The sequence below is a fragment of the Clostridium carboxidivorans P7 genome (assembly GCF_001038625.1).
Lineage (GTDB): Bacteria > Bacillota > Clostridia > Clostridiales > Clostridiaceae > Clostridium_AM > Clostridium_AM carboxidivorans.
In genome coordinates, this window is sequence record NZ_CP011803.1 from 2,517,600 (window position 1) to 2,542,682 (window position 25,083).

General features: G+C 29.8%; 27 protein-coding genes. 5 read left to right on the forward strand and 22 right to left on the reverse strand.

Annotated elements, in window-relative coordinates; all coding sequences use genetic code 11:
• Nucleotides 1-514: 514 nt before the first annotated feature.
• The 9 genes from Ccar_RS10995 to Ccar_RS11035 form a co-directional block, all read right to left on the reverse strand.
• Nucleotides 515-820: a hypothetical protein gene (locus Ccar_RS10995; RefSeq protein WP_007061259.1), complete on the reverse strand. Its 306-nt coding sequence runs from the start codon at nucleotides 818-820 to the stop codon at nucleotides 515-517.
• Between the two features lie 248 nt (nucleotides 821-1,068).
• Nucleotides 1,069-1,968, reverse strand: coding sequence for a LysR family transcriptional regulator (locus tag Ccar_RS11000; RefSeq protein ID WP_007061258.1), 900 nt, complete (start codon nucleotides 1,966-1,968; stop codon nucleotides 1,069-1,071).
• A gap of 209 nt (nucleotides 1,969-2,177) precedes the next feature.
• Nucleotides 2,178-3,323, reverse strand: a complete 1,146-nt coding sequence (locus tag Ccar_RS11005; RefSeq protein WP_007061257.1) for an iron-containing alcohol dehydrogenase — start codon at nucleotides 3,321-3,323, stop codon at nucleotides 2,178-2,180.
• Between the two features lie 26 nt (nucleotides 3,324-3,349).
• Nucleotides 3,350-5,317, reverse strand: coding sequence for an oxidoreductase (locus tag Ccar_RS11010; protein ID WP_007065023.1), 1,968 nt, complete (start codon nucleotides 5,315-5,317; stop codon nucleotides 3,350-3,352).
• Between the two features lie 280 nt (nucleotides 5,318-5,597).
• Nucleotides 5,598-7,280: an MFS transporter gene (locus Ccar_RS11015; protein WP_007061255.1), complete on the reverse strand. Its 1,683-nt coding sequence runs from the start codon at nucleotides 7,278-7,280 to the stop codon at nucleotides 5,598-5,600.
• 119 nt (nucleotides 7,281-7,399) lie between these two features.
• The gene (locus Ccar_RS11020) at nucleotides 7,400-7,927 is read right to left on the reverse strand and encodes a PadR family transcriptional regulator (protein WP_007061254.1); all 528 of its coding nucleotides are present in this window, start codon (nucleotides 7,925-7,927) and stop codon (nucleotides 7,400-7,402) included.
• 159 nt (nucleotides 7,928-8,086) lie between these two features.
• Nucleotides 8,087-8,590, reverse strand: a complete 504-nt coding sequence (locus Ccar_RS11025; RefSeq protein ID WP_007061253.1) for a GNAT family N-acetyltransferase — start codon at nucleotides 8,588-8,590, stop codon at nucleotides 8,087-8,089.
• A 134-nt stretch (nucleotides 8,591-8,724) separates the two neighbouring features.
• A complete protein-coding gene (locus Ccar_RS11030; protein WP_007061252.1) occupies nucleotides 8,725-9,003 on the reverse strand; it encodes a CD3324 family protein in 279 nt (92 codons plus the stop codon).
• Nucleotides 9,004-9,254: 251 nt separating this feature from the next.
• Nucleotides 9,255-10,109 (reverse strand): GNAT family N-acetyltransferase, encoded by an 855-nt coding sequence (locus Ccar_RS11035; protein WP_007061251.1) that lies wholly within the window; start codon nucleotides 10,107-10,109, stop codon nucleotides 9,255-9,257.
• A gap of 173 nt (nucleotides 10,110-10,282) precedes the next feature.
• Between Ccar_RS11035 and Ccar_RS11040 the strand changes: the two genes are divergently transcribed.
• On the forward strand, nucleotides 10,283-11,629 hold the full coding sequence (locus tag Ccar_RS11040; protein WP_007061250.1) for an aminotransferase-like domain-containing protein: 1,347 nt from the start codon (nucleotides 10,283-10,285) through the stop codon (nucleotides 11,627-11,629).
• Between the two features lie 73 nt (nucleotides 11,630-11,702).
• Here Ccar_RS11040 and Ccar_RS11045 read toward each other — a convergent pair whose 3' ends face one another.
• Both Ccar_RS11045 and Ccar_RS11050 read right to left on the reverse strand, forming a co-directional pair.
• Nucleotides 11,703-11,933: a DUF3892 domain-containing protein gene (locus tag Ccar_RS11045; protein ID WP_007061249.1), complete on the reverse strand. Its 231-nt coding sequence runs from the start codon at nucleotides 11,931-11,933 to the stop codon at nucleotides 11,703-11,705.
• Between the two features lie 178 nt (nucleotides 11,934-12,111).
• Nucleotides 12,112-12,990 carry a LysR family transcriptional regulator gene (locus Ccar_RS11050; RefSeq protein WP_007061248.1) on the reverse strand — a complete coding sequence of 293 codons (879 nt, stop codon included), beginning with the start codon at nucleotides 12,988-12,990 and terminating at the stop codon, nucleotides 12,112-12,114.
• Between the two features lie 117 nt (nucleotides 12,991-13,107).
• Between Ccar_RS11050 and Ccar_RS11055 the strand changes: the two genes are divergently transcribed.
• Nucleotides 13,108-13,644 (forward strand): flavodoxin family protein, encoded by a 537-nt coding sequence (locus Ccar_RS11055; RefSeq protein WP_007061247.1) that lies wholly within the window; start codon nucleotides 13,108-13,110, stop codon nucleotides 13,642-13,644.
• A gap of 195 nt (nucleotides 13,645-13,839) precedes the next feature.
• On the opposite strand, the gene Ccar_RS11060 is transcribed toward Ccar_RS11055, so the two are convergent.
• The 10 genes from Ccar_RS11060 to Ccar_RS11105 all read right to left on the reverse strand — a co-directional run bounded on the left by Ccar_RS11060 (nucleotide 13,840) and on the right by Ccar_RS11105 (nucleotide 20,779).
• Nucleotides 13,840-14,583 (reverse strand): ABC transporter permease, encoded by a 744-nt coding sequence (locus Ccar_RS11060; RefSeq protein ID WP_007061246.1) that lies wholly within the window; start codon nucleotides 14,581-14,583, stop codon nucleotides 13,840-13,842.
• The gene (locus Ccar_RS11065) at nucleotides 14,570-15,301 is read right to left on the reverse strand and encodes an ABC transporter ATP-binding protein (protein WP_007061245.1); all 732 of its coding nucleotides are present in this window, start codon (nucleotides 15,299-15,301) and stop codon (nucleotides 14,570-14,572) included. Before Ccar_RS11065 ends, Ccar_RS11060 begins: the two co-directional genes overlap by 14 nt.
• Before the next feature lie 83 nt (nucleotides 15,302-15,384).
• Complete coding sequence (locus Ccar_RS11070; protein WP_007061244.1) at nucleotides 15,385-16,122, reverse strand: MerR family transcriptional regulator; 738 nt, start codon at nucleotides 16,120-16,122, stop codon at nucleotides 15,385-15,387.
• A gap of 71 nt (nucleotides 16,123-16,193) precedes the next feature.
• Nucleotides 16,194-16,547, reverse strand: coding sequence for a hypothetical protein (locus Ccar_RS11075; RefSeq protein ID WP_007061243.1), 354 nt, complete (start codon nucleotides 16,545-16,547; stop codon nucleotides 16,194-16,196).
• A 79-nt stretch (nucleotides 16,548-16,626) separates the two neighbouring features.
• The gene (locus tag Ccar_RS11080) at nucleotides 16,627-17,163 is read right to left on the reverse strand and encodes a MaoC family dehydratase (RefSeq protein ID WP_007061242.1); all 537 of its coding nucleotides are present in this window, start codon (nucleotides 17,161-17,163) and stop codon (nucleotides 16,627-16,629) included.
• A 66-nt stretch (nucleotides 17,164-17,229) separates the two neighbouring features.
• Complete coding sequence (fabG, locus tag Ccar_RS11085) at nucleotides 17,230-17,985, reverse strand: 3-oxoacyl-[acyl-carrier-protein] reductase (protein ID WP_007061241.1); 756 nt, start codon at nucleotides 17,983-17,985, stop codon at nucleotides 17,230-17,232.
• A gap of 27 nt (nucleotides 17,986-18,012) precedes the next feature.
• Nucleotides 18,013-18,633 carry a TetR/AcrR family transcriptional regulator gene (locus Ccar_RS11090; protein WP_007061240.1) on the reverse strand — a complete coding sequence of 207 codons (621 nt, stop codon included), beginning with the start codon at nucleotides 18,631-18,633 and terminating at the stop codon, nucleotides 18,013-18,015.
• 141 nt (nucleotides 18,634-18,774) lie between these two features.
• Nucleotides 18,775-19,320, reverse strand: coding sequence for a hypothetical protein (locus Ccar_RS11095; protein WP_007061239.1), 546 nt, complete (start codon nucleotides 19,318-19,320; stop codon nucleotides 18,775-18,777).
• A 140-nt stretch (nucleotides 19,321-19,460) separates the two neighbouring features.
• Nucleotides 19,461-20,375: an AEC family transporter gene (locus tag Ccar_RS11100; RefSeq protein ID WP_007061238.1), complete on the reverse strand. Its 915-nt coding sequence runs from the start codon at nucleotides 20,373-20,375 to the stop codon at nucleotides 19,461-19,463.
• A gap of 44 nt (nucleotides 20,376-20,419) precedes the next feature.
• Nucleotides 20,420-20,779, reverse strand: a complete 360-nt coding sequence (locus Ccar_RS11105; RefSeq protein ID WP_007061237.1) for a PilZ domain-containing protein — start codon at nucleotides 20,777-20,779, stop codon at nucleotides 20,420-20,422.
• A gap of 229 nt (nucleotides 20,780-21,008) precedes the next feature.
• Between Ccar_RS11105 and Ccar_RS11110 the strand changes: the two genes are divergently transcribed.
• Genes Ccar_RS11110 through Ccar_RS11120 form a run of 3 tightly spaced genes read left to right on the forward strand, consistent with a single transcriptional unit; the run spans nucleotide 21,009 to nucleotide 23,353 of the window.
• Nucleotides 21,009-21,620 carry a TetR/AcrR family transcriptional regulator gene (locus tag Ccar_RS11110; RefSeq protein ID WP_007065021.1) on the forward strand — a complete coding sequence of 204 codons (612 nt, stop codon included), beginning with the start codon at nucleotides 21,009-21,011 and terminating at the stop codon, nucleotides 21,618-21,620.
• A gap of 27 nt (nucleotides 21,621-21,647) precedes the next feature.
• Nucleotides 21,648-22,445, forward strand: a complete 798-nt coding sequence (locus tag Ccar_RS11115; RefSeq protein WP_007061234.1) for an EFR1 family ferrodoxin — start codon at nucleotides 21,648-21,650, stop codon at nucleotides 22,443-22,445.
• 14 nt (nucleotides 22,446-22,459) lie between these two features.
• Complete coding sequence (locus Ccar_RS11120; RefSeq protein WP_007061233.1) at nucleotides 22,460-23,353, forward strand: FMN-binding protein; 894 nt, start codon at nucleotides 22,460-22,462, stop codon at nucleotides 23,351-23,353.
• A 96-nt stretch (nucleotides 23,354-23,449) separates the two neighbouring features.
• Here Ccar_RS11120 and Ccar_RS11125 read toward each other — a convergent pair whose 3' ends face one another.
• On the reverse strand, nucleotides 23,450-24,844 hold the full coding sequence (locus Ccar_RS11125; RefSeq protein ID WP_007061232.1) for an amino acid permease: 1,395 nt from the start codon (nucleotides 24,842-24,844) through the stop codon (nucleotides 23,450-23,452).
• Between the last annotated feature and the right edge of the window lie 239 nt (nucleotides 24,845-25,083).

Consider the following 25,083-nt stretch of genomic DNA (forward strand, 5'->3'; position numbering starts at 1 on the left):
ATATATCAACTTTCACAGTTTAAAAATATTGCAAGACAACCTTTTCAGAGGACAGAGAACAATTGACAGAGGACAGTGAAGGATGATTTTTCTTCGCTTCACTGCGAAAAATCTTTAATTTTAAAAAAACTCACATTTTTTTGTTTTTAAAAAATGATTTCTAAACAAGCAAAGTTATCTGAAAATCATAGATTTTAGCTTCCTGCTAAAGCGATATTTTGCTTTAGCAAAACAAGCGTAAAAATAAATTAGTTTTCTGACATAAGGAGGAAAACTCACCTTCATTGTCCTCTGTCCTCTGTCAAATGTCCTCTGAAAAGTTGTGTCTGCAAGATTGATCTTGTAATCAATTATAATATTATTGGAAGCTAAACACTAGTATGCACTTTTTAGTTAGATACTTACCATTTGGAAAGAAAAATCAGTGTTAAAAGGATATGAAAAATAAATCTAATAAGATTTCGTCAGTAATCTGTTGAACTTATTTTAAGGGATGTGCTAATAAATTATGTTTTTATTCATTTTTCTCAATGATATAATCAAAATATAATTTATGAAATTCTGTAATCCTATACCTCTCCAGATCCATTAAAGCTTTTTTAATTTGTTTATCAAAATTATTTTCAACTAACCAAGTTAAAGAATCTCCGGTAAATACATGTTCACCATTTTTATATACATGGATATAATATTGACAATCAATTAAGTCATCTATATCATTTGGTTCACACTGGAAGCAAACGCCTTCTGTAATTATCTCATATTTTCTTTTATTTATGTCTGTAGTATATGTCATATGATATTCTTTTACCTTTGTCATATAAATACACCTCATTTTATTTAAATTTTACAAACATATTGTATTATTTACAGAATATTCTTGCTTTTTATATTGTTAAAATCATATCACAGCTTTTTATGTTTGTCAATATAATCCTATTTTTCAATTTATATTTTATTTTGTGTAAAAGTTCATGTAAAAATGTATAAAATTGCAATAAATAAGCTGATAAAGTACTTTTACCCATCAGCTTATTATCTTTATTTTATCAAAATATACATTAAATATCATGTAATTATATTTTGATTATTTTTACTTAAAAAGTAATTCATAAATATTTTCATAGTTTGATTTATTTTTGTGTCTTTTTTTACAATAAATCCTATATCCCAAACGGCAGTTGAAGTATTGATTGGAACACAGCATAATTCATTATAGTTAGCCACGTTAGCCAAAGAATTCACAAAAACAAATACTCCTTTATTTAAAGCTACAAAATCATATGCTATTAATAAATCAAAAGCACATTTTGTATAAACATTAGGTTCAAAGCCTGCCTCTAAAAAATGCTCCATTATTAAGGATTGTATTCGAAAGGTTTCATCTAATAAAATAAGTTTTTCATTTCTTAAATCTATAAAACTTATGCTTTCTTTTTTAGCAATAGGATTATTTTTATTTACTACAGCTACAAAGTAATCCTTTTTTAAATGATAATATGAGAAATCAATTGCATTTCTTGGATTTATAGTACATGCTATATCAAGATTTCCATTTAATACACTAGCTTCACATTCCATATCCTTATACTCATATATAACAATATCTATCCCTAAACAATCTTTACTGAACTCAACTATTTCTTTAGTGCCTAGTGTACGTAAGGTTCCTGGTGCAAAGCCTACCTTTAATTTTCTCTTTTTCTTTTTTACCCTGTTGTAAATATCATCTTGAAAGATATTAAACTCTTCTATAAGCTTATCAGCTTTAGGATAAACATATTCAGCTAGTTCAGTTAATTCAACGCCGCGAGAAGTTCTTTTAAAAAGCGAAGCGCCTAACTCCTTCTCCAAGTTGCTAATTATCCTGCTAAGTGCCTGCTGCGTTATAAAAAGTTCTTTAGCTGATTTAGTAAAATTTTTATCCTGACATACTTTTATAAAATATTTTAAAGAAGTTATATCCATAATACCTCCAAAATGATTAAATTTTATATAGGATAGTAATTTTATTATACATTTCTATCCTATATAAATAAAGATTTTATGTTATCACTACTATTTGCAAATCAAAGCTTCACAAGTTAATAATGAAGGATGATTTTTTGTAGTGTAACGGAGAAAAATCCACATTAACTATTAACTCTTCATTATTACTTAGTAACTAAACATATTGCTTACTTATAATTATCATAAATATCTGCAAGAATCACTTGAATTTCTTCTTTAGTTAGTTGCTTTGGTACAAAATTATAACATGCATCAGTTAATACCATATCTGCTATACTTATTAAACCTTCTTTTGCTATTCCTTGTTCCTCTAAAGATTTAATACCTACTTTTTTAGCTAACTTACGTATTTCTGCTGCTACTATTTCACCAATTTCTAAATCTGTTTCTTTTCCATTAAAGCTGATACCCATAGCTTCTCCAACAACTTTAACTTTATCTGCTTTAATTCCTGAAACATATTTCATAACTTCTGGTAATCCAAGTGCACATACCGCTCCATGAGGAATATGAAATTTAGCACCAACTGAATGAGCAATAGCATGTCCTAAATGTACTAAGGAATCATTAAAAGCTAATCCTGCAAAATTACTTGCTAACAATAGATTTTCTCTTGCTTCAATATTTTTACCATCCTTCATAGCTGTTTCAAGAGAAGCAAATACTTTCTTTATAGCATCTGATGCTAAAAGTTCTGACTTAGGATTAGGGTATTGTGCTGTGATTGATTCTGCTGCATGTGAAATTGTATCCATACCAGTGTTGGCTGTTACATCTGCAGGAACAGATGTAGTTATTTCTGGATCTAGTATACCTAAAGTAGAATTACAAATAACAGAATTTTTAGCATTATTGATTGTATCTGTTATTACTCCAATAGATGTACTTTCACTTCCTGTTCCAGCTGTTGTAACTACCATTATTACAGGAACTCCCGGAGTATAAAAAGGATTTCCAAAATATTGATTTACAGGTGCTGGATTATTAATTAATACATTTATACCTTTAGCTGCATCCATTGGACTTCCTCCACCAATGGCAACTATACCATTTATTTTTTCTGTTTTAGCAATTTCTCCACCCTCATTTATAATATAATCTGGTGGATCAGCAATTACTTTTTTAAATTCCACTATTTCTATACCTGCATTTGTTAAGCTTTCTTTTGCTTTAGAATATCCATCTAATTTTGCAACAGTTTCATCTGATACTATCATTACTTTTGTACAACCTAATTTTTTTGTTTCTTCACCTAATAAACTAATTGTTCCTGCTCCACAAATAATTGGACATGTTTGTGCGTATCTTCCCATAATATTACTCCTCCATTTGTTTATTTTTATAGATTGTATGCATTTACAAAACCAGTTTCCATTGCATTTCTAATTTTACCTGGCTTGCATGCATCACCTAATATTTTAACTATGTCAAAATTAGCATTAACATCTTCTAATAACTCAGCATTAGGTCTAGTTCCTAAAGAAACTACTATATTATCAAAGGAATAATCCTTAATTTCATTACTTTCCATAAGTTCAAAGGTTGCTTTTCCATTTTCAATTTTAATCAATTTGTGCTTAGGATAAAGCTTTACACCATACTGTGAAACTCTGCCCATTATATCAATTAGGTTTTGGAAAAATAATCCCGGTCCTATATTATCAGCCATTTCAAATACAGTAACTTCATTACCCATTTCAGCTAATAATTCTGATGTTTCAAGTCCTGTCATACCAGATCCTACTACACCAATCTTCTTTCCTTTTAATTTAACTTTTCCACTTAATATATCTACAGTTGATAAAACTTCTTTTCCATCAATACCTGATATAGATTTTGGCATTATTGGGTTTGAACCTTGAGCAACAAATACTGCATAAGGATTTAATTTCTTTAAATCAGCTATGGTAGGAGTTGTATTCAATCTTATCTCTATTCCTAATTTTTCAGCCTGTATTCTTAAATAATCTATAAGCCAAGTTATTTTTTCTTTCTTTGGAGGCTTATTTGCAAATTCTAATTGTCCCCCTATTTTATCTGATTTTTCAAATACTACAGGTTTAAATTTTCTCATTGCAAGAACTCTTGCTGCTTCTAAACCTGATGGACCTGCACCTATTATAGCTACAACTCTTCCGTTTCCATCTTCTCTAAAATTGCTGTAATCTAATTCTCTACCACTTTGAATGTTAATACCACACTGACAAGGTGATTGAGTAATATCTGCAGACATTAGTGTTTCCATACAATGAAGACAGGATATACATTTTCTGCATTCATCTGCTCTTCCTTCTTTAGCCTTAATTGACCATTCTGAATCACTTAGATGTTGTCTTGCAGATCCAGCAAAATCTACTTTTCCTTCTGCTATAATACGATCTGCATACTCTGGTTCTCTAATAACTGATACCCCAATTACAGGAATACTAACTGCTTTTTTTATGGTTTCAGGTAAATATATTTTCCAACCTTGATCAAAGGAAGTAGGTTCCCATGCTGTATTCATAGTTTCATAGGTACCTGAACTAACATCTATTGCATCTACCCCTAATTTTTCTAAGTGCTGTGCTATCTTAACACCATCTTCAAGATGTAAACCTTCTTCTGGAAGACCTATCTTTTCATAAAATTCATCAACTGATAATCTTACAATTAGTGAAAAATCCTTTCCACATCTTTCTCTTATTCCAATTATTATTTCATCTAGAAATCTTAATCTATTTTCAAAGCTTCCACCATATTTATCATTTCTATGGTTTGTATGTGGACTTAAAAATTGATTTACCAAGTATCCATGTGCTCCATGTACTTCAACTCCATCTATTCCAGCCTTTTGAACTCTTACTGCTGCAGCTACAAAGTTTCCAACCATTTCTTCAACTTCTTTTGTTGTCATCGCTACTGTTTCCTGATGTACACATTGACATTCAATTGCACTTGGTGCAAGCATTGGCAAGTTTCCATTGATGATACTTATACCTTGTCTTCCTGGATGATATAGTTGAATTACTATTTTACTATTATACTTATGAATCTCATCTGCTAATTTTTTTAATCCAGGTATATGTTTGTCATGAGCTGCAGACATTTGCTTACAATTCCCTCTACCTCTGGATTCTTCAACCATTGTAACCTCTGTAAATATAACCCCTACTCCACCTTTTGCTCTTGCAGCATAAAAGGCAACGGTTTCATCTGACATAGAACCATCTTCATTGCCCAAATGAATTCCCATAGGTGTCATCACAATCCTGTTTTCTGTTTCCATAGAACCTATTTTTCCTTTTGAAAATAAATTATCAAACATATAAATTCCTCCTACTACACAAATTAAAATATTCTGATTACTTTCACTTCTTGTTAACATTTTAACAGCTGTCCTTATATTTATAAAACGCCTATTCATTGTAGGAGCCACAATAAAAATTGATGAAGGAATTAATAATTTAATTATTGGAATATGTATACAAGTATCTATAAAATATATAAACAAGTACGTTAATTCTTATTGAACCACTGTGTACTAAACAGTATACACAGTAATATGAGAATAGCTGAATAAAATAATTATTCAGCTTCTACTCAATTTAGCTTGCTGAAGCATTATCTGTGCTTTCAACAAACTGTCTATTTTTTAATTCATTTTTTCTCTTCTTATCACTGAATAATGCAAAAAGTATACCTGGTAAAAGAATCACAGCGCTCACTTTAAATGTAAAACTAAAAGATTTAACGGTATAGGTCAAAAAGGTATCTTGGATATAAGGTACTATTTTCTTTGTTTCTTTCTTTTGAGCTTCAAAACTTTCTTTGATGCTATCTTTATAAATCGCTGAAGATGAGTCTAACACAGCAGCTTCTTTTTCATCAATTGTGTTTAATATTTCTGATAGACTAACATTTTTAGCACTACCTGCTTTAACAGAAGAAATCATGTTCAGCTTGGTTTTATTATCAAATACAGTGTCATTTTGTATTGTTTGTACAGCAGAGTCTTTAGCATAAGACATCTGGGTAGTCATATTTGATGTAAATATAGTTAAAAACAAGGCAACCCCAAGTACAGTTCCAAGTGTTCTTGTCATGTTATTTATTCCAGAAGCTATTCCTATTTTATCTACAGGAACATTAGCCACTATAGAACCTATTATTGTTGCCATACTTAAGCCCGTACCAGAACCAGCAACAATTAATCTTAAAATAATATCTATATTTGAAGAATTCTGAGTAAGAGAACTATTTAAGTAGCAAGAGGTAGAAAGTAAAAGAATACCCAATGCACTAGTAACTCTGCTGCCTAATTTTTTTGTCAAAATAGTAGCTAATAATGAAAAAAACATTGAAGTTAAGGACATAGTTGAAATGATAAGTCCTGCTGACAGTTGTTCTAATCCTTTAACCTGAATTAGGAAAAAAGATAGCAAATAAGTACCAGACATCATACCAAGTCCCAGTAAGAATAGAGCAATGGAACCATTCGTAAATGGTGAAGATTTAAATAAGCTAAGTGGAACCATGGGCTCCTTAACTTTTAGTTCAATAATAATAAATAGTATAAGGGCTATAGCAGAAACTGCAAACAAGGAAAGGATAAAGCTTGAGGTCCAGCCTTTTTCAGTAGCCTTCATTAATGCGAAAGTTAAACAAAACATAGCAATTGAAATTGTTATAATTCCCCCAAAGTCTATACTTTTACTTGCAGTTGGGTCATATGATTCCTTTATGAATTTCATAGTTAATAGTATACAAATGCAACCTATAGGTACATTAATAAAGAAAATATATCTCCAATTAAAAAATTGAGTTACTATCCCCCCAATGGATGGTCCACTTGCAGCAGCAAGACCAGAAAAAGCTCCCCAAAGTGCCATAATATTTCTTCTCTTTTCTGGTGGGAATATTTCAAGAGAAAGAGGCGCTGAAATAGTCACAACAAAAGCTGCAGCTAGCCCTTGAATTGTTCTAAATAATATAAGTGCTTGAAGTGAATTTGAAATACCACATAGTAGTGAAGATATAGTAAATAAAAATACTCCTGCAATAAACAGTTTTTTTCTGCCAAATTGATCCGCTAACCTCGAAACAGTTACTAGAATAACTGCAGTAGCTAGATTATAGGAATTTACTACCCAAGAAATATGATCCATAGTAGTATTAAAGTATTCAGCCATTTTAGGCAAAGTGATATTTACTACAGTTGTATCTAACAATGCCATAAAAAACCCTAAAATAATAGCTAGAAAAGAAATGATTTGATGTTTTTTGTTCATAATACAAACCTCCTAAATAGTACAAAATATATTAGTGTATAATAAACTACTATAAGTTATAGTAGTTGGGCGAAAAAAATGTCTCTCAATATAAAGACTTATTTAGAGACATTAAATTATTAATTATAATAATCAAAAACTTTTTCAGCCCATTTTTCTAAAATGGTATAGAATTCGTTATATAGATCTAATATAAGAACTTCAGAACCAGATTTTTCATTGTGCTGTTTTGTGTAATTATAAATTGGCTCCACATATGCCCTACGTTCTGCCGCCTTATCTTTGAAGTTTTTAAGGTATTCTTTCCTTTTTTCTTCTGGTAAATTTTCTATATTGACTAAAAATGCATTAAAATCCAAATAAAGATTTCCTATATGCTTTGAACTTTCTTCCATTAATTCATTGAAATATGCATTTCCTTTTTCATTCAGTGAATATAATGTTTTTTCGGGCATTTCACCTTCTTTAACAGTTCTTGAATTTAAATATCCATTTTCACATAATTTAATTATATTTTTATAAATTGACGGGTTACTGATTTTTAGCCACTTAGTAAGATTCCAGACATCAAATTCTTTAACCATTTCATAGGCACTTTTCTCTTTGTTCTTCAAATAGCCAAGTATTATTAAATTTATTGAAGACAATTTAATCACCACCATTTATTATACTACTATAAAGTATAGTAGTATATGATATATTTGTCAACATAGAATTTGGTAAAACTATTTTCTTTTGTTAATTGTAAAGTAACTTAATAAAGTTTAAAGAATAAATATTGTAAATCTACCTAGCCCCTAAAGCATTTAAACTATAAAATACTCATTGTTTACATCATCTTCCTTATATTTTACAAACCCACATTTTTGCAGCACTTTTTCAGATGCAAAATTATCTTTTTCAGTTAAAGCTATAATTCTTGAAATGCCTTGCTCTCTTAATGCCCATTTAGAAATTATCCCTACTGCTTCTGTCATATATCCATTACATCTATATTTTTCATTAATACCATAGCCAATTTCAACAGCACCGCTTTCATCAGCCTGTCCCATAAAGCAGGCACTTCCTATAGAAACATTCTCTTTCTTCAATATTATTTGCCAATTTGTATACCATAGATAATTTTCCTTATGTTTTTCGGCTTCTTTATAAAGCCACTCCATTGCCTTTTGAGTATGATCATCTAAAATTTCATATGAATTATTTAACCCCAATACATTCTCCATTTTATCCATACCCTTTAACATCAAATTAAATTGTTCCAAATTTAGCGGTATTATAGTTAGTCTTTTAGTTTCCAATTTCATCATTAAACCTTTCTCCTTAATATCAATATTTTAACTATGAAAATTATACTATTTATATTTGCATTAAATAACCGCCAAAACCTTTCATAATTAAAAATTCGCCATAAAGCATTTTCCTGCTAAATGACGAATTTTAATTAATCTATTTTCAATTTGACCTTTGATAATATTTTTTCTATACTTTTAGGACACAAGTAATACATTTCAGAAAGAGAGTCTATAGATACTCCTTTTTTATATTCATTATAAATTTCTAAGTTTCTATTGGAATTCTCATCTCTGCTTCCTGTCAATTCTCCCCATGCTTTCTTATTACATTGTTTTCTTGGTATATAAACATATTCACCATCAATATAATCCTGAATTGCAGATATAAGTTCTGCTGGTAATATATCTAATGCTCTTTTATAGCCCAACTCTGTGCTCCTCCTAATTTAAAACTTATTTTAGGATTTGCAAAGGCTATTTATATTACTAATTTGTAATGTATATACAATAGCCTTTGCTATGCACATACAATCAACATTAACACAAAAATAATCTCCCTTCATTTTTAGATTTAAATTAGGTTAACACCATAATATTACTTTCATTATAAGCTTTAACTTATTTAAAATAAAGGAATTTATCAAAAATATCCTTAAGACAAAATGTAAGCTTTTTAATTTTATTCTACCAATTCATAATAAGGAATGATAAAAGTTTCTTTAAATCCTAAACTCTTTGCTAATTTATACGAGCCAGTGTTTTCTCTTTTACAAGCCCATATTGGTAGATATCCACTTGCTTTGCAATAATTCAACATAGTACTGCAAACAGCTTTTGCAAAGCCCTTGCCTCTGTATTTTTCTGATGTTTCTATACCAATTTCTAATTCATTTTCAATCTTCCATGAGGAAAATGCTGCAGATACTATATTATTGTCCTTCATTAACGCATATCCTTCTCCATTTGCTAAAAAATCTTCCTTGGACTTCCAAAAATATTTCGGGATCACAGTACCTTCTATGCCATCGTAAATATCAGAATTTATTAATTTTATGCTATATTCAGGTTCAAGCTTCATATTTTCATCAGTGTTTTTGTATGCAAAATTTACTCTAGTCCACTGAATTATATGGTTCTTTTTATTTTTTTTAAGAAAAATTTCAAGTTCTGATTGAGAATACTGCTTTGATACCTTTGAATACTCTATTATTTTATTATTTAATATCTCTCTCAACTTATCATTCCATTTTTCAGGATAGACCTGCAACCATTCAGATTTCAATCTACGACCATCTGTATTTAACATATAATCAGCAAGGCTTGTATTAAACTCTAAATTTTCAGTATCTCCAAAAAGTAGAGACATACCATATAGAGTAGAAATAAGAACAGTTCTAGGTTTATCTAGGTTATCAACAAACACTTTTCCAGGAGCCTTTAATTGCAGCACACACCTTGCAAATAAAGTATTATATGGAATCCCATGTATTTTTTTCAATACTTGTCTATATTTATTTTCTTTTAATAATTTCATTATATCCCAGCTTTCATAAAACTAATTTTTCAAATTAAAGAGTTGTATTGTATTCTGCAGAACACATTAAATAATGTTTAAACTATTATAAATTAAGTATATAATTAAATAATTAGTAGTTCAATTTTGATATATTTAATCTGTACTACTACAAAATTAGTCTGAGGTGTATTATGAAAAAAATAAATAAGACTGATATAGTAAAAAAATATATATTTAAAGAGATTAAAGATGGAAACATAAAAAAGGGTAATCGTCTTCCTAGCTGCAGAAAAATAGCATCTGAACTTTCTATTAACAAAATCACTGTAAATAAAGCCTACAATGAACTTGAAAGAGAACATAAATTATTTAGTATTCCCCGAGGAGGCTTTTATCTAGTTGATTACGAAGAAGATTTAAAGATAATTCAAAAGGAAGTGGATTTTAATACAGTAAAACCTGATGATAAACTAATTCCTTATAAAGAGTTTACTCACGTAATCAATAAGGCTGTAGATCAATATAAAAACACTTTGTTTGGCTATGGGACAACAGCTGGATTATCACCCTTTAGGGATACTCTTAAATCCATGTTTGAAAAGGATGGTATTTATACAACTTCTAAAAATATTGTTGTAACACATGGTGCTCAACAAGCCATAACTCTTGTACTTCAAGCAATTTTTCAAAACAATAAAGGAAATTTACTTGTTGAAGTGCCTACATACAATCTTGCATTAGAATTTGCAAAGTTCTTAAAGATAGAAACTATAGGTATTGAAAGGAAATTTAACGGATATGATTTTAATGAATTAGAAAGAATCTTTAAAAACCAAAATGTTACTGCATTTTATATAATTCCAAGACATCATAATCCCACTGGATATACACTTTCTGAAAACAGTAAAAGAAAAATCTGTGAGCTTTGTAATAAATATAATGTACTTATTATAGAAGATGATTATTTAGCAGATTTGGGCAATGAAAATAGGTCCATGCCTATTCATTATTATGATATTAATAAAAGTTCTATTTACATACGGAGTTTTTCAAAAACTTTTATGCCAGGAATAAGAATAGGTGCAGCTGTATTTCCTGAATCCATTATTAAATCTGTATTAAATTTTAAGTATCTAAGTGATCTTAGTACCTCCCAGCTTACGCAGGCAGCTTTAGATATTTTCATAAAATCAGGCATGTATGAAAAACATATAAAAAAAGTGAAAAAATCTTATGAAATAAAGCTAGCAAAAGCTAAAGAAATTTTTAAAACATTGAGTCCTGAAGAACTTGTATGGCATGTTCCAAAGCATGGAATATTCATGTGGCTAGAGCTGCCAGAGTATGTACATGCTATGGAACTTGAGAAGAAACTCTATAACCACGGAATTTTGATAAAAACTGCTGAAGAATTTTTTCTAAAAGAATATAATACAAAGCATACCAATTGTTTACGGCTGTGTATATCTGGTGTCTCAGAAAAAAATATAAGTAGTATTGCTGATGTAATTTTAGCAATTAGAAGCTTCAAATATTAGTAAAAAGGATATACTATTTATACCCAACATATCCTTCTTACTAATATTTTTAATTCATGTACTATTTAAAACTTTAAAAAATTGGTTTACTATCTAAATTATCCCCTTCGCTGCCATTGGGATTGCTTCTCAAATACTCCCTACCATTTTTTGCTTTTCCAACATTCACTCCCTCTATTAAATCGTCCTTTGCCATCATTATTGCTTCATCTATTGAATATACATTGCCATTTTCAAGCATTACATCGGTTATATCACCTTGAGGATTTTTCTTTACCTTCATAACTTTTGATTTATCATTCATAAATAACACCTCAACTATATTTTCACATCACTTTGTGAATTTTTTCTTAGATATTATTTGTAATAATATTATAAATTATTCTCATAGATTAAAGCACATCAGTTCAACACTATAAATTGAAATTTATAGTCCATCAAACCTAATTAAATTAGCTTAGCCTAAAAGAGTTATCATAATATCACATAAAATTAACCTCACATATTCTGATAAACTCATTTATTATTTTGCTTTTCCATTTATTTTTATGCATAAGTAACTTTAAAAACAATTTTTCTTCATTTTCTTTATCTTTCAAATGCAGGCGTTTTATCCTTGGATTTTCATTCACTACTAGTTCAGGCAAATATGTTATTCCAAGGCCATTAGCTACAATTTTAATAATGGCCTCTGTTGATGAACTTTCCATTAATATGTCTGGCTCAATTCCATTTCTTTCAAAAAATGATTCTACTATTTTTCGATATTGACAATTTGATTCTGTCAAAACAAATCTCTGTTTCTTTAAATCCTCCAAACATACATCCATAGATTTCAGTGGCGCATCCGCTGCTATGTAAAAACCAAGTTCAACTTTTTTTTCTAATAAAGAATGTAATTCATCGGATGGTTTGTTAAAATCTAATACAAATGCAATGTCAGCCAGTCCATTTGTGAGAAAATGCTTCAATTCATTAGCAGTACCCGATATAATTTTAATATTAACTTTAGGATAAGCTTGTATAAATTGATTTAAAATATTTGGCAGAATTGTCATGCAGACAGAATCTACTGCCGCAATCCTTATAGAACCTGATATATCTTTTTCTTCATTCATTTCATCTAAAAATCTTTCTGTAATTCTAAAAATCTCATTACTATACTCTAATAATTTTTTACCCACATCTGTAATATGAATCATATTTCCATATCGTTCAAATAATTTTACTCCAAGTTCATTTTCTAACAGCTTAATCTGTGTAGTAACTGTTGATTGAGCATATCCAAGCTGTTCTGCAGCTTTTGTAATACTATTTAATTCACATACTCTTTTAAATGTATAAAGATTCCTATTTTCCATACACACCTCATCAATAATTTTGATATCTTCTTTCAAATATATCAATTATACAAATATCTAATACCATGGTAACATATAGTAAATAAAACAACAATATGAAAAGTGAGGAGATTTAACATGAAAAAAATATTAGTGCTAACTGGAAGTGGACGTAGACATGGAAATTCCGAAAAACTTGCTGATGCTTTTATTAAAGGAGCAACACTACATAACAAAATTACAAAAATTACATTAGCTAATAAGAAGATTGCACCATGCTGCAACTGCAACTACTGTCAAGATCATAATGGTGAATGCGCCATCCATGATGACATGTCTGAAATTATTACTGCATTACAAAATAATGATATCCTTGTGCTTTGTTCACCAGTCTATTACTTAGGTTTCAGTGCACAACTCAAAACTGTCATCGATCGAACTTATGCTGAAAGTGCAATAGGAAGAAAGATTAAAAACACCATTCTTTTATCTGTTGCCGGGAAAGAAGATGTATTTGTTTCAAATTGTATGATTAATGCTTATCAACAATTATGTGATTATCTTGGTTTTGAAAATTTAGGAATTATCTCTGCCAAAGGATTTGAAAATCCTAATGACATTGAAAATTCCAAAATACTAATTGATGCATTTGAACTTGGGAAATCTATCATTTAACTAAATAAAATCTATTATAATACCAATATATTTTTAGATGGAATTCTTTTTACTTCATTACCCGCCATATTTATCTCCTCTACAAATTACTACAATTTGTAGAGGATATGCAATCTTACGACTTAAATATATCTTCTAAATTTATAGACATATCTAGAAAAGCCGTACTTATATAGTTATCATTATTTTCAAAAATTATTCCCATCTAAAAAATCTGACAGAAACAAATATACAGATTATAGCAAGTACAACCATTATAACTATAGGAAAAATAACACCATTCACAGGCAAACCAAGAGAAGCAGCTTTTAAAAGTTTTATTCCCTGCGTCAGAGGCAATATGTCAGCTGATTTTTGAAGTGCTTTCGGCATTACTTCATAGGGTAATGTGGCTCCAGAAAAGATTAGCATTGGAAAATACAAAATACTCGCTATAACACTTGCCATTTTTGTATTCGGCGCAATACCTCCGACCATAATACCAATGCTAAACATAGAGAGCATTACTAAAAAATATCCACCTGTAAATTGAAGCCATGAACCGTTTAACTTATAACCAAAGAAAATTGCTGCAACAGCATAAACAAGCACTAATGAAATAAGTGAATAAAGAGTATAAATGACTACCTGAACTGCTAAAATTAACGCTGGACTTGTTGGCGTTACCTTAAATCGCTTTAAAATCTTCTTATTGCGATAATCTGATACTACTAATGGAAGTCCCATAACCCCACCTGCACAAATAGCTATGGTGGATATGGCTCCAAAGGATTGAGCTAAAAAAGTATATTCTGCTCCATAAAAAGCAGGCTTATTCCCATAGATAATACCTAAAATAATCATTACTACCACTGGCATACATATTGCAAAAATAAACATATCCATTCCTCGCAGAGATAATTTCAATTCAGTTTTAAGCATTGTACTAAATGTTTTCATATCTTTTTTCCTCCTCTGTGTACCAAAGATAAGTATCCTCAAATTTTTCAAAAGGACTTGAAGCAACTGCTTCTTGTACTGTTCCATTAAATATCATTTTCCCATTTTTAAGAATACAAATTTTATCGCATAAAGCTTCAACTTCATCCATAAAATGAGAACTTAAAAAGATAGTAAGACCTTTCTCCTTCAATCGTAAAAGACATTTCCAAACATCACGCCTTGCTTTTGTGTCAAGCCCTGTGGTTAGCTCATCTAAAAATACAACCTCAGGCTTTGGAATCAATGCAAGTATAATAAATAACCTTTGTTTTTGTCCTCCCGAAAGCTTGCTAACAAGACTTTTTGCTTTATCAGAAAATCCAAATTGATTTAGCAAAGCTTTATAATCCTCAGACGACTTATAAAGTGACTGCGTAACCTGACACAATTCAGCCACTGTTATATTCTCCTGATAATTTGTTTCTTGAAATTGAACACCTACCTTTTCAAACAGCTCTTTACGTTCTGTTTGTGGATTCATATTCAAAATAGATACTGTTCCACTATCTGGCTTTTTCGTTCCTAAAATGCACTCAATGGTTGTACTTTTACCTGCACCATTTGCTCCCAAAAGGCCAAATACCATACCACGAGAAATTGTAATATTGAAGTTTTCAATTGCCACCACTTCTTCATAATATTTGCTTAAATTTTCAACCTTAATGATGGTTTCCATGACTTTATCCTCCTTTGAACTCATTTACACAAAAAGAATAACACCAATACAAAGATTGGTGTTAAAGTGTAGGCTTTACCCCATCACATTTCTTTTTTCATTTTTTCAATGTGAAGCAACATTGTATGAGCATTTTTTTCAGCAGATTTCAAAGAAGTAATCAATTTATCACATACAGATATGATTTCATCACTTTCATCTGGAGTATCAAGCACCTTTTTAATATTCACATTTGGGTTTTTAGATAATGCTCCAAGCATTCTCAAGATAGCTTCAAGAGAGTAATTTGCACAACGAAGAGAACGAATAATTCTTAATCGTCTAATATCTTCGTCTCTATACACACGATAACCATTTTGCTTTCTCTTTACACTTAATAATCCATTCATCTCCCAATTTCTCAAAGCATCCATGGAAACTTGTAAATATTCAGCAGCCTCTTTCCTTTTAAGAGATAATGTATCTGTTGTTTCATTAGATAATAATTGTTTTACACTTTCTATGGCTTCTTCTGCATTACTCTGTTCTTTTTGTATTTGTTCTATATAATCATGTGTAAGCGAAATGGCCTTATTAAAGTTTCCTGCTGCAGATAACTTTACAATCTCAACAACCTTTTTACGCAGACCATTTTGAAGCACTTCAATTTTAAAAGCAACTCTTGCAAGCTTAAACTGCTTAATATGAAGATCTGTAAAAACACGATAACCGTTAGATTGTCTATGAGGTTTAGGAATAAGGCTAAGTTCTTCATAAAGCCGCACTGTGTTAGGATGTATCCCTATTATTTTTGCCACTTCTGCCGTCCTATAGGTATTCATTTTTTAATTCACCTCTATTCTATAATACCATCAATAAAAAGTCTGGTGTTATAGTGGAGAGTTTAATTATGTTAGTTGCCTTTTTCTTTACTGGTTAGCATTAAGTCCCTATATAGAAATATCATAGTAATAAAAAAACTTAATACAGCAAAACCAATATTCAGAGTTTTATTATGTATAAATTCTCCTATTAAAGGCATTATTATAAAAAAATAAATTGTAATTATAGGATATGCTAATTTTCTAAGTTTACGAGTTTCCACAAATTCGGACATACTAGCAACAAATAAAAATATTATAATTATTGTTATTATGATTTCTGGTAATTCCAGTCTCATAAGCATTGCTGCCACTTCAGCTATACTCATAATAAACGCTAGTATTGCTAGAATATTTGCTATAGATTTAAATTTCGTAAATACCATCTCCTAATATAAATCACTACTAGATATATATAATGAAATGGCTTGCTTTATGCTTCAAGTAAATTAGCCTATATGGATTTTATTTAATACAAAGTGCTTGAAAGCATAATGTATCATCACTATAACCTTTGATTATATTTTCTTCATGCTTTATGTATACTGGATTACCGCCATAAACAGGATGAATATATTTCACTTCTATTTCATTACTTTGAGTAGTATCACAAAGTTCTTTAAGAATAAATAACCCTTGTACAACAGGGTTTTCTGTTAGATGAATAGAATTTGTATCTCCTGTTACATGACTAAAATTTGAAATTTCCTCTTTTGAAAAACTACGCCATAAAGTTCCACAGTCTTTAACATTTTCTTTTTGAACAGATTCTTTAACCTTTACATTCATCATTAAATAAACTGTTAATGTTTCTGCAATTTCATTATTAACATATCCACTACAGCTAATTACACAAAGCTTTCTGCTGTTTTTTACAATTTCATTTTTATAAGTTTCATTATCTAGTTTTGATTGAAATCGTTGATATTTTACTTTGGCAATAAATGCACCCTCGTAAAAAAAATCTTCTTTCATAGTAAATGCTTTAAATAAATCTATCATTTAACTTTCCACCTTAATATCAATATAATAGTTAAAAATTCTTATTTTCTAAATCTCCTAATGGTTTTACTGCATTACCATACCACCATCAACATTTATAACTTGCCCTGTAATGTATTCTGACATGTTTGAAACCAGAAACAAAACAGCACTAGCTACTGCTTCAGGCCTGCCGTAAGCTTTCATTGGAATTTTGGATAACATTTCTTCAGTTACTTTTTGTGGAAGTGATGCTGTCATATCTGTTGCTATATATCCTGGAGCAACAGCATTTACCTTTATGCCGCGATCTGCTAATTCTCTTGCTACTGTTTTAGTAAAACCTATAAGTCCAGCCTTAGAAGCAGCATAATTTGCCTGACCAACATTTCCTGTTATACCTACAACACTAGCCATATTAACTATACTTCCAGATTTTTGTCTTAACATCTGCTTTGATACAAATTTAGTGCAGTTAAATGCTCCTGTGAGATTTGTACTTATCACCTTATCCCAGTTTTCTTTTTTCATGGTCATCATTATACCGTCACTTGTAACCCCTGCATTATTTACTAATATATCTATTCTTTTGAACCTTGCAATTATAGCTTTTACAACTTCTTTCGTTGATTCCTCTGAACTCACATCATGTTTTAAGCCTAAAGCTTCAACATCATAAGCTGATGATATTTCATTTGCTGCTTGTTTTGCTCTTTCTTCGTTAGTTCCCGTTACCACTATTTTTACTTTTTCTGCTGCTAATTTCTCTGCAATAGCTCTACCAAGTCCTCGTGTTCCCCCTGTTACTAACGCCACTTTATCAGTTAAACCTAAATCAATCATATTGAACCTCCAATTTATGAAATAGTTTTATTTAATATATTCTCTAAGCAACCTTTTGAATCCATTCAGATTATATTCATAAGAAAATCTTACTACGTTCCTTCGTTCATTAACTTCCATATCACCTTCCAATGAATCCAATAATAGATTAAGCATATTATCAAATACCATTCTTATAATTTTGTAACTTTGAACCATATCACAATTATTCAACCCACACTTCTGTAAAAATGCAATTTCATGTTGTGTCATATTTTCCATTATTTCTTCTTTCAAATTCTCATATCTTGTTCCGTTACTATATCTAAGTAAAATTAATAATCTCTTTCTCTTTCCTATTAAATCATCTATTCTTCTATGAGTTGGAAGATACCTTTCTAAGTTTTGCTGATTTTTCAAAAAAGCTTTTGTTAATATTGGAAATATTCTAGAATTATAATCTCTCAATATATCTGCAAAAGATTGCGGTAAAACAGTATAAAATAACTCTTCTTTGTTCTTAAAATAAATATAAATATTGCCTACAGAAATATTTGCTTTTGCAGCAATATGACTCATTTTCGTATTTAAGTATCCTTTTTCTAAAAATATATCTATTGCTGCATTTTCAATTGCTTTTTTGACCTCATCTTTTTTTACTTGAACCATTTTACTCTCCATTATCTTAAAACTGAATTTATAATTCATTTTTATATTAGTACTAAATAATCCAATTGTCAATTATAAATAAAAAAAGTACCCTTAAGGCTTATGTTTTAAAGCTTTAGGAGTGCTCCGTTTAGATTTTATTTAATTAGTACCTAAATTTTCTTTAAAGATATTTAAATATTTCATAACTAATGAATTGTCAAATCCAACTCCATGGTTAATACTATTTGCCATATCCAACATTTCATCCGCAAAATTACAATAAGAAAAATTTGTTTTTTGCATATCCTTGTCTATTTGTTCATTATTATATCTTATAGTACCCATAACAGCTATAATACCTGTTTCAAATTCTTTTCTCTGCTGCAGTGGCATTTGTTCCAGCATCTCTCTCCATGCTTTTCTTACATATGATGGTGCTGAAGGTGGTGGAAAACCAAGAGTTCTCATATCACGTCTATAATAATCCAATGAATGATGGACCATATCTAGCCCTGCTTTTTCAAATTCTTTAAATTGAAGCTTATCTTCATCATCCAATTTACCATTTAAAGCTTCATTATACTCATCATACTCATCTACTTTTTCATCTAACACTTTACTGAAGCTTTGTTGTTTATTTTCTTTTTTCTTATTATTAGTAATATTATTGTTTTGAATATTTGATGTATTAATTTGTATTGACATAGATATCTCCTTTCAAAAAGTTGTTACACTTTTGTTATCGAAATAAATATCCTATACTTAACAATTTTGGTTTAAATTATATTAATACACAAATATACTTCCATATACACTATACAATTCTTCAAGATTGTGCTATTAGCTTAACTCAATATAAGGCTCCAAATAGGCACGGACAATAAAGTCATAACAGTAGAAAACACCACCAATTTTGTACCAAATACATAGTCTCCATCATATTTAGCTGCTAAAATAGCTGTAGTGCTCCCTGCTGGCATTCCTGTTAAAATAACTGCTACACCAATAATAAGCTTATCAATTCCAGCTAGTTTACATCCAAGAAACACCAATCCAGGAATAATTACAAGTCTGATTACAGTAAAATATATAACGTCCTTATTAATCATAGTTTTTAAATCATCAACTTCTGCTATAATACAGCCTATCAATATCATGGTAAGTGCTGTAGTACACTGCCCTAAATTACTTATAGTTTTCTCCATAAATGCAGGTAGATGTATTCTTGTAATCATTAACAAAAATCCAATGTAAACAGCTATCATACAAGGATGCAGTACTACTTTTTTAATTGCTGATTTTTTGTCAGTTTCATTTGTAAACTGTGATAATCCAGCTGACCACATAGCAATTCTATTGGGAATGCAAAAAATAGACGAATACATAAGCCCTGTTGCTCCAAATATACCTTGTGCAATAGGATTACCTAAAAAACCTGAATTGGATACAAGTGTTCCATATTTGAAAATCTTTCTTTTTCTTATATCATAACTATTAAAAGCAAACTTACAGATAATATAAGAAAGGATTTGTGCAAGTGTAGCAATCACTATGATAACTACAAATTTTTTTAGTACTGCCATATTGAAATCAATTCTGAAGGAAGTAATTATATTACAGGGTAAAATAAGATTTAAAACCAATTCAGTTAATACTGATTTCGCCTTTTCTGTAAGTACTCCCTTTTTCCTCATAAACACTCCAATAATCACAATTAAAAACATTGTACCTTGGAGTGTCCACATTACATTAAAATCCATTAATTTTGCTTCCTTTCCTTTTGTCAGGTGCTCATAAAGTTGAGTTATAATAAATCCTGCTTTAACATTTCCCTATAAATGTGTTTTATGGCTACGAATTGGCCACCAATAAAGTATCCCTCATCATATAAATTAATATGAACTACTTTAACAATAGCAGGTATAGTCATTTTATTATACTTAAATATCACTTCTAGTATATCATCTATCTCAAACTTTGTGATTGATATAAATCCTATACCTGAAATAGAAATATCCACAGTTATTCTTTCCAAATTAACATGTTTAGAATTTACACTCATAATTCTTAAAATATCGTCATAGCTATGCCTCTTATTTATTCTACGATCTTTTTTAAATATCTGGTCTCTATCAAACAAGTAACTAAAATTATTCTTTTTCATACTATCACTCGCTTTTCCATAAATATTAAAATAACGACATGATGATACTCTTCATACATTATGTTTTTAAAAATATTATATCATATTGTAGAAATTTGGTACAATATTTAATCCATAATTAATCTATGAAATCAAAATTTTCCACTATCAACTCTAGACAATTGGAAAAGGAAGGAGTATAATGCAATCAAAAGCGAATTTATAATTCTCTTTTGTAGGAGGTACAAATATGGTTCAATATAAAAAAGACGATATTAAAGAAAAAATCGATAATGCAGCATTAAAAATCTTTGTAGAGAAAGGTTATGAAAAAACAAAAATTTCTAACATTGCAACAGAATCAAATGTTTCAGTTGGAAATATATATAGGTACTACAAGAGCAAAGAAGAAATATTTTATTCAATAGCTCCTGAAAGTGTCTTAGAAAACTTGAAAAGTATCTTGATTAATAAACTTACATTTGCAAAGGACAAAACGGCAAATGAACTAAACTCAAAGAATGATTTTCAACTTGTAAATGAAGAATTTATTGATTATATGATTAAAAACAGAGAACAAATTTTAATAATGTTTAATGGAAGCAAAGGTACAAGATATGAAAGTATAAAGGATGAAGCTATAAATTATATGATAAAAAATATAAAGGAAAACTATTCAAAAGAAAATAATAAAATTATCTATAATTCCATGAATTATAATATCATTAAAATCATATATGAAAATTTGATTTCAATGATGATACAAGTTCTTAAGGAGTCACATTCTCCTGAAGACATAAAAAAGTCATTTAAAATTATAAATCTTTATCATCTATTTGGAGTTACTAATTTATTTAAATAATTAATGAAAAGTAAGGAGTGTTATGAAATGAAAACCACAATATATTATTTTACCGCTACAGGAAACAGCTTGGACGTTGCTAGAAGTATTGAAGAATCCCTTGAGGAAACTGAACTTATATCTATACCTAAATTAAGTAATCATGAAATTGTAACACCTGCCACAAAAAAAGTAGGCTTTGTATTTCCAGTATATGACTATAGTATTCCCCTTGTAGTAAAAGATTTTTTAAGCAAATTGGATTTATCTAATACAAGCTATATTTTTGCTGCAGTAACCTGCAATTTCTTACCTGGCCTTGCACTTGACAAAGTTGGTTCTATATTAAAAGAAAAGAAAAAGAAATTAAATAGTGGATTTGTCATAAAAATGCCTGGAACTTATATAGCTATGTATGGTGCAAATTCAGAAAAAACTCAAATAAAAAAATTCAAACAAAAGGATAAAAAAGTTATTACAATTATAGATTGCATAAAAAACTGCAAGGATCATGGTATTGAAAAAAGTAAATTAATTATTGATAGACTTTTAGCACCAAAGTTTGAAAAATCTATGGACAACTTTTCTACTAAAGACAGCAGCTTTTGTGTTGATGACAATTGTATAGGATGTGGAATTTGCAGCAAAGTTTGTGCCTTTGACAATATTAAAATCATAGATGGCAAACCTAATTGGCAGCATAAATGTCAGCAATGTTTTGCCTGCATACACTTATGTCCAAAAACTTCTATACAAATAGGAAAGAATACAGTAAATAAAAAAAGGTACAAGAATCCTAATGTTTCCATGCAGGATATTATAAGTGCAAATAGTTCACTTAAATAAAATGGAGGTAAAAAATGAATAAAGACTACACTCTAAATAACAGCTGTCAAAAATTATTGAAAGCAGTTCACATTATTTTAGCTGCAAGTGTACTAGGAGGACTAATTTCAATCTTAAGTCTTCTTTTACTAAAACAAACTAAAAATTTTCAAGGAAACACTTTTCCAATAGATTTAGGAATACTTAAAATATTTACTTGGGCAGTAAACTATGCTTTTTTAATTTTACTCATAACTGCATTTGTATATAGTCTATTTACAGAATGGGGATTTGTTAAGTATAGATGGATAACTTTAAAATGGTTCCTTGTGCTCATTATATTTGCAATGACTTGGGTGGGATTTGGACCTTCTATTAATGGAATGACCTCTATATCAGATATAGGTTTAAACAATTCTGTTATGAAAAGTGAATATTTAAACTTTCAAAACAAAGCATTAATTTATACATCTATAGAATTGTGTATAATGATACTCATTGCTTTAATTTCTATTTTCAAACCTTTTGGAAAAAGAGAAATAAAACACCCTGTAAAGCAGAAAACTATTATAATGATTGTGCTTCCTATATTTATAATTGGTATTGGATTTGTAGCTGTAAGTGATATTAATTTGAATAAAATTAGACATATGCCTATAGAAAATGTAAACCTCTCAAAAATTAATGATGGTACATATAAAGGAAAAGCAGACGTTGGTAATTCCATATATAAAGTAGAAGTAAAAGTTGTAAATCATAAAATTGTTAATATTAAAAGTATAGATAATCGCAAAAGCCCCTATGTAACTTATGCAGAAGGAGTATTTCCCAAAATCATTAAAGAACAAAAAATAAATGTTGATGCTGTTACTGGAGCCACCACTACTAGTAAGGCATTTATGAAATCCGTTGAAAATGCTCTAAAATAGAAAAACTACAGAAAGTGGACTCTCACCTTCTGTAGTTTTTTTCATAATATCTAACAATATCTTTTATTTAATACAACCGTATAATAGCCAAACAGTTTAACTAAGCAATTTAGTAGCTTCCTTTTTATTTAATCCACATCCATACCAAGCTGCAATTAAAAGTAGTATCCATATAACTCCAACTATAGCTGGAATTCTTGTATCTGCTCCCATGCACATTGAAACAAATACCCCAACTAAGAATATCATAGTGATGATGCCTGAAGCTGGATAAAGTACTGTTTTGAACTTCAAATTTTTAACCTGTTCAGGTGTAAGACTCTTTCTAAATTTAATCTGAGTGTAAACAATCATGAACCAAGCAAATATACCTGCAAATGTTCCTACACTTGTAACATAAGTAAATGCTTTACCAGGAGCAACGTAGTTTAATATAACTCCGATTAACATAAATGCTACTGAAGTAAGTATTCCATTCTTAGGAACGTTAGTTGAACTAAGCTTTGCAAAGCACTTAGGTGCTTGTCCCTGTAATGAAAGATTGTATAGCATACGTCCAGTTGTAAATATACCTGAATTACATGATGATGATGCTGCTGTAAGTACAACGAAGTTTATTATACCAGCTGCTGCACCTATACCAAGTTTAGCAAATGTAAGAACAAACGGACTTCCTGTTGTTCCTATGCTGTCCCAAGCATAAAGTGACATTATAACAAATAATGCACCAATATAGAAAATCATTACTCGCATGAAAACACTGTTTATAGCTGTTGGTATTACTTTTTCAGGATTTTTTGCCTCTCCAGCTGTAACACCTATAAGCTCAACTCCTACGAAAGCAAAGGAAACCATAGTCAAAGTTGATATAGGTCCCATAATTCCTTTAGGGAAGAAACCGCCGTGAGCAGTCAAGTTTGAAATGCCAATTGGAACTCCTTTATTTCCTAAACCAAATGCTATCATAGCTATACCAACTATAATCATAATAACTATTGTAGCAACTTTTATAAGTGCAAACCAAAATTCAATTTCTCCAAATGCTTTTGCTGCAGTTAAATTTACACCTGTAAGTATGCAAATAGCAACAAGTGCTGATACCCATTGTGGCACATTTGGAAACCAAAAGTTAATATAAATACCTACTGCTGTAACTTCTGCCATACAAGTTACCACCCACATTATCCAGTATGTCCATCCTGTTAGATAGCCTGCAAGAGGGCTTACGTAGTCGTTTGCATATGCACTGAATGATCCTGCAACTGGATGTTCAACAGCCATTTCACCAAGAGCACGCATGATAAAAAATATAATTATTCCTGCAACACCATAAGTAATTAATATAGCTGGACCTGCAGCTTTAATAGCTGTTGCTGACCCTAGGAACAAACCAACTCCGATAGCTCCACCAATTGCCATCATTTTAATGTGTCTTTCTTCAAGACCACGTTCTAGGTTTTCGCCTGTTTGAGCTTGAACTTCGTTATTCATTTTACTTACTCCTTCCTTAACAAGAAAAAATTGGTACCTTCAAAACCATAAATCTACTAAGATTTCAGTTTTTTCAAGTTATATCAAAAAGAATTTGCCTCACTTGCTATTGAATATGAATTGTCATATCTAAAATATATATTGTGAAGTAATCTTTATGAACGAATTAAAACTCATGACAAATAAAATAATTCCGTCTTTTTAAAATATTCAATTTCAAGTAAATTGTCTATTTTATA

What these genes read in the sequence shown, in the direction of transcription:
- Ccar_RS11070 (WP_007061244.1), bottom strand. Translation starts at nt 16,122, where the DNA reads ATGAATACCTATAGGACGGCAGAAGTGGCAAAAATAATAGGGATACAT.
- Ccar_RS11075 (WP_007061243.1), bottom strand. Translation starts at nt 16,547, where the DNA reads ATGGTATTTACGAAATTTAAATCTATAGCAAATATTCTAGCAATACTA.
- Ccar_RS11035 (WP_007061251.1), bottom strand. Translation starts at nt 10,109, where the DNA reads ATGAAATTATTAAAAGAAAATAAATATAGACAAGTATTGAAAAAAATA.
- Ccar_RS11090 (WP_007061240.1), bottom strand. Translation starts at nt 18,633, where the DNA reads ATGGTTCAAGTAAAAAAAGATGAGGTCAAAAAAGCAATTGAAAATGCA.
- Ccar_RS11050 (WP_007061248.1), bottom strand. Translation starts at nt 12,990, where the DNA reads ATGGAAAATAGGAATCTTTATACATTTAAAAGAGTATGTGAATTAAAT.
- Ccar_RS11095 (WP_007061239.1), bottom strand. Translation starts at nt 19,320, where the DNA reads ATGTCAATACAAATTAATACATCAAATATTCAAAACAATAATATTACT.
- Ccar_RS10995 (WP_007061259.1), bottom strand. Translation starts at nt 820, where the DNA reads ATGACAAAGGTAAAAGAATATCATATGACATATACTACAGACATAAAT.
- Ccar_RS11115 (WP_007061234.1), top strand. Translation starts at nt 21,648, where the DNA reads ATGAAAACCACAATATATTATTTTACCGCTACAGGAAACAGCTTGGAC.
- Ccar_RS11045 (WP_007061249.1), bottom strand. Translation starts at nt 11,933, where the DNA reads ATGAATGATAAATCAAAAGTTATGAAGGTAAAGAAAAATCCTCAAGGT.
- Ccar_RS11080 (WP_007061242.1), bottom strand. Translation starts at nt 17,163, where the DNA reads ATGATAGATTTATTTAAAGCATTTACTATGAAAGAAGATTTTTTTTAC.
- Ccar_RS11060 (WP_007061246.1), bottom strand. Translation starts at nt 14,583, where the DNA reads ATGAAAACATTTAGTACAATGCTTAAAACTGAATTGAAATTATCTCTG.
- Ccar_RS11005 (WP_007061257.1), bottom strand. Translation starts at nt 3,323, where the DNA reads ATGGGAAGATACGCACAAACATGTCCAATTATTTGTGGAGCAGGAACA.
- Ccar_RS11110 (WP_007065021.1), top strand. Translation starts at nt 21,009, where the DNA reads ATGGTTCAATATAAAAAAGACGATATTAAAGAAAAAATCGATAATGCA.
- Ccar_RS11125 (WP_007061232.1), bottom strand. Translation starts at nt 24,844, where the DNA reads ATGAATAACGAAGTTCAAGCTCAAACAGGCGAAAACCTAGAACGTGGT.
- fabG (WP_007061241.1), bottom strand. Translation starts at nt 17,985, where the DNA reads ATGATTGATTTAGGTTTAACTGATAAAGTGGCGTTAGTAACAGGGGGA.
- Ccar_RS11040 (WP_007061250.1), top strand. Translation starts at nt 10,283, where the DNA reads ATGAAAAAAATAAATAAGACTGATATAGTAAAAAAATATATATTTAAA.
- Ccar_RS11120 (WP_007061233.1), top strand. Translation starts at nt 22,460, where the DNA reads ATGAATAAAGACTACACTCTAAATAACAGCTGTCAAAAATTATTGAAA.
- Ccar_RS11025 (WP_007061253.1), bottom strand. Translation starts at nt 8,590, where the DNA reads ATGATGAAATTGGAAACTAAAAGACTAACTATAATACCGCTAAATTTG.
- Ccar_RS11010 (WP_007065023.1), bottom strand. Translation starts at nt 5,317, where the DNA reads ATGTTTGATAATTTATTTTCAAAAGGAAAAATAGGTTCTATGGAAACA.
- Ccar_RS11100 (WP_007061238.1), bottom strand. Translation starts at nt 20,375, where the DNA reads ATGGATTTTAATGTAATGTGGACACTCCAAGGTACAATGTTTTTAATT.
- Ccar_RS11000 (WP_007061258.1), bottom strand. Translation starts at nt 1,968, where the DNA reads ATGGATATAACTTCTTTAAAATATTTTATAAAAGTATGTCAGGATAAA.
- Ccar_RS11015 (WP_007061255.1), bottom strand. Translation starts at nt 7,280, where the DNA reads ATGAACAAAAAACATCAAATCATTTCTTTTCTAGCTATTATTTTAGGG.
- Ccar_RS11055 (WP_007061247.1), top strand. Translation starts at nt 13,108, where the DNA reads ATGAAAAAAATATTAGTGCTAACTGGAAGTGGACGTAGACATGGAAAT.
- Ccar_RS11065 (WP_007061245.1), bottom strand. Translation starts at nt 15,301, where the DNA reads ATGGAAACCATCATTAAGGTTGAAAATTTAAGCAAATATTATGAAGAA.
- Ccar_RS11105 (WP_007061237.1), bottom strand. Translation starts at nt 20,779, where the DNA reads ATGAAAAAGAATAATTTTAGTTACTTGTTTGATAGAGACCAGATATTT.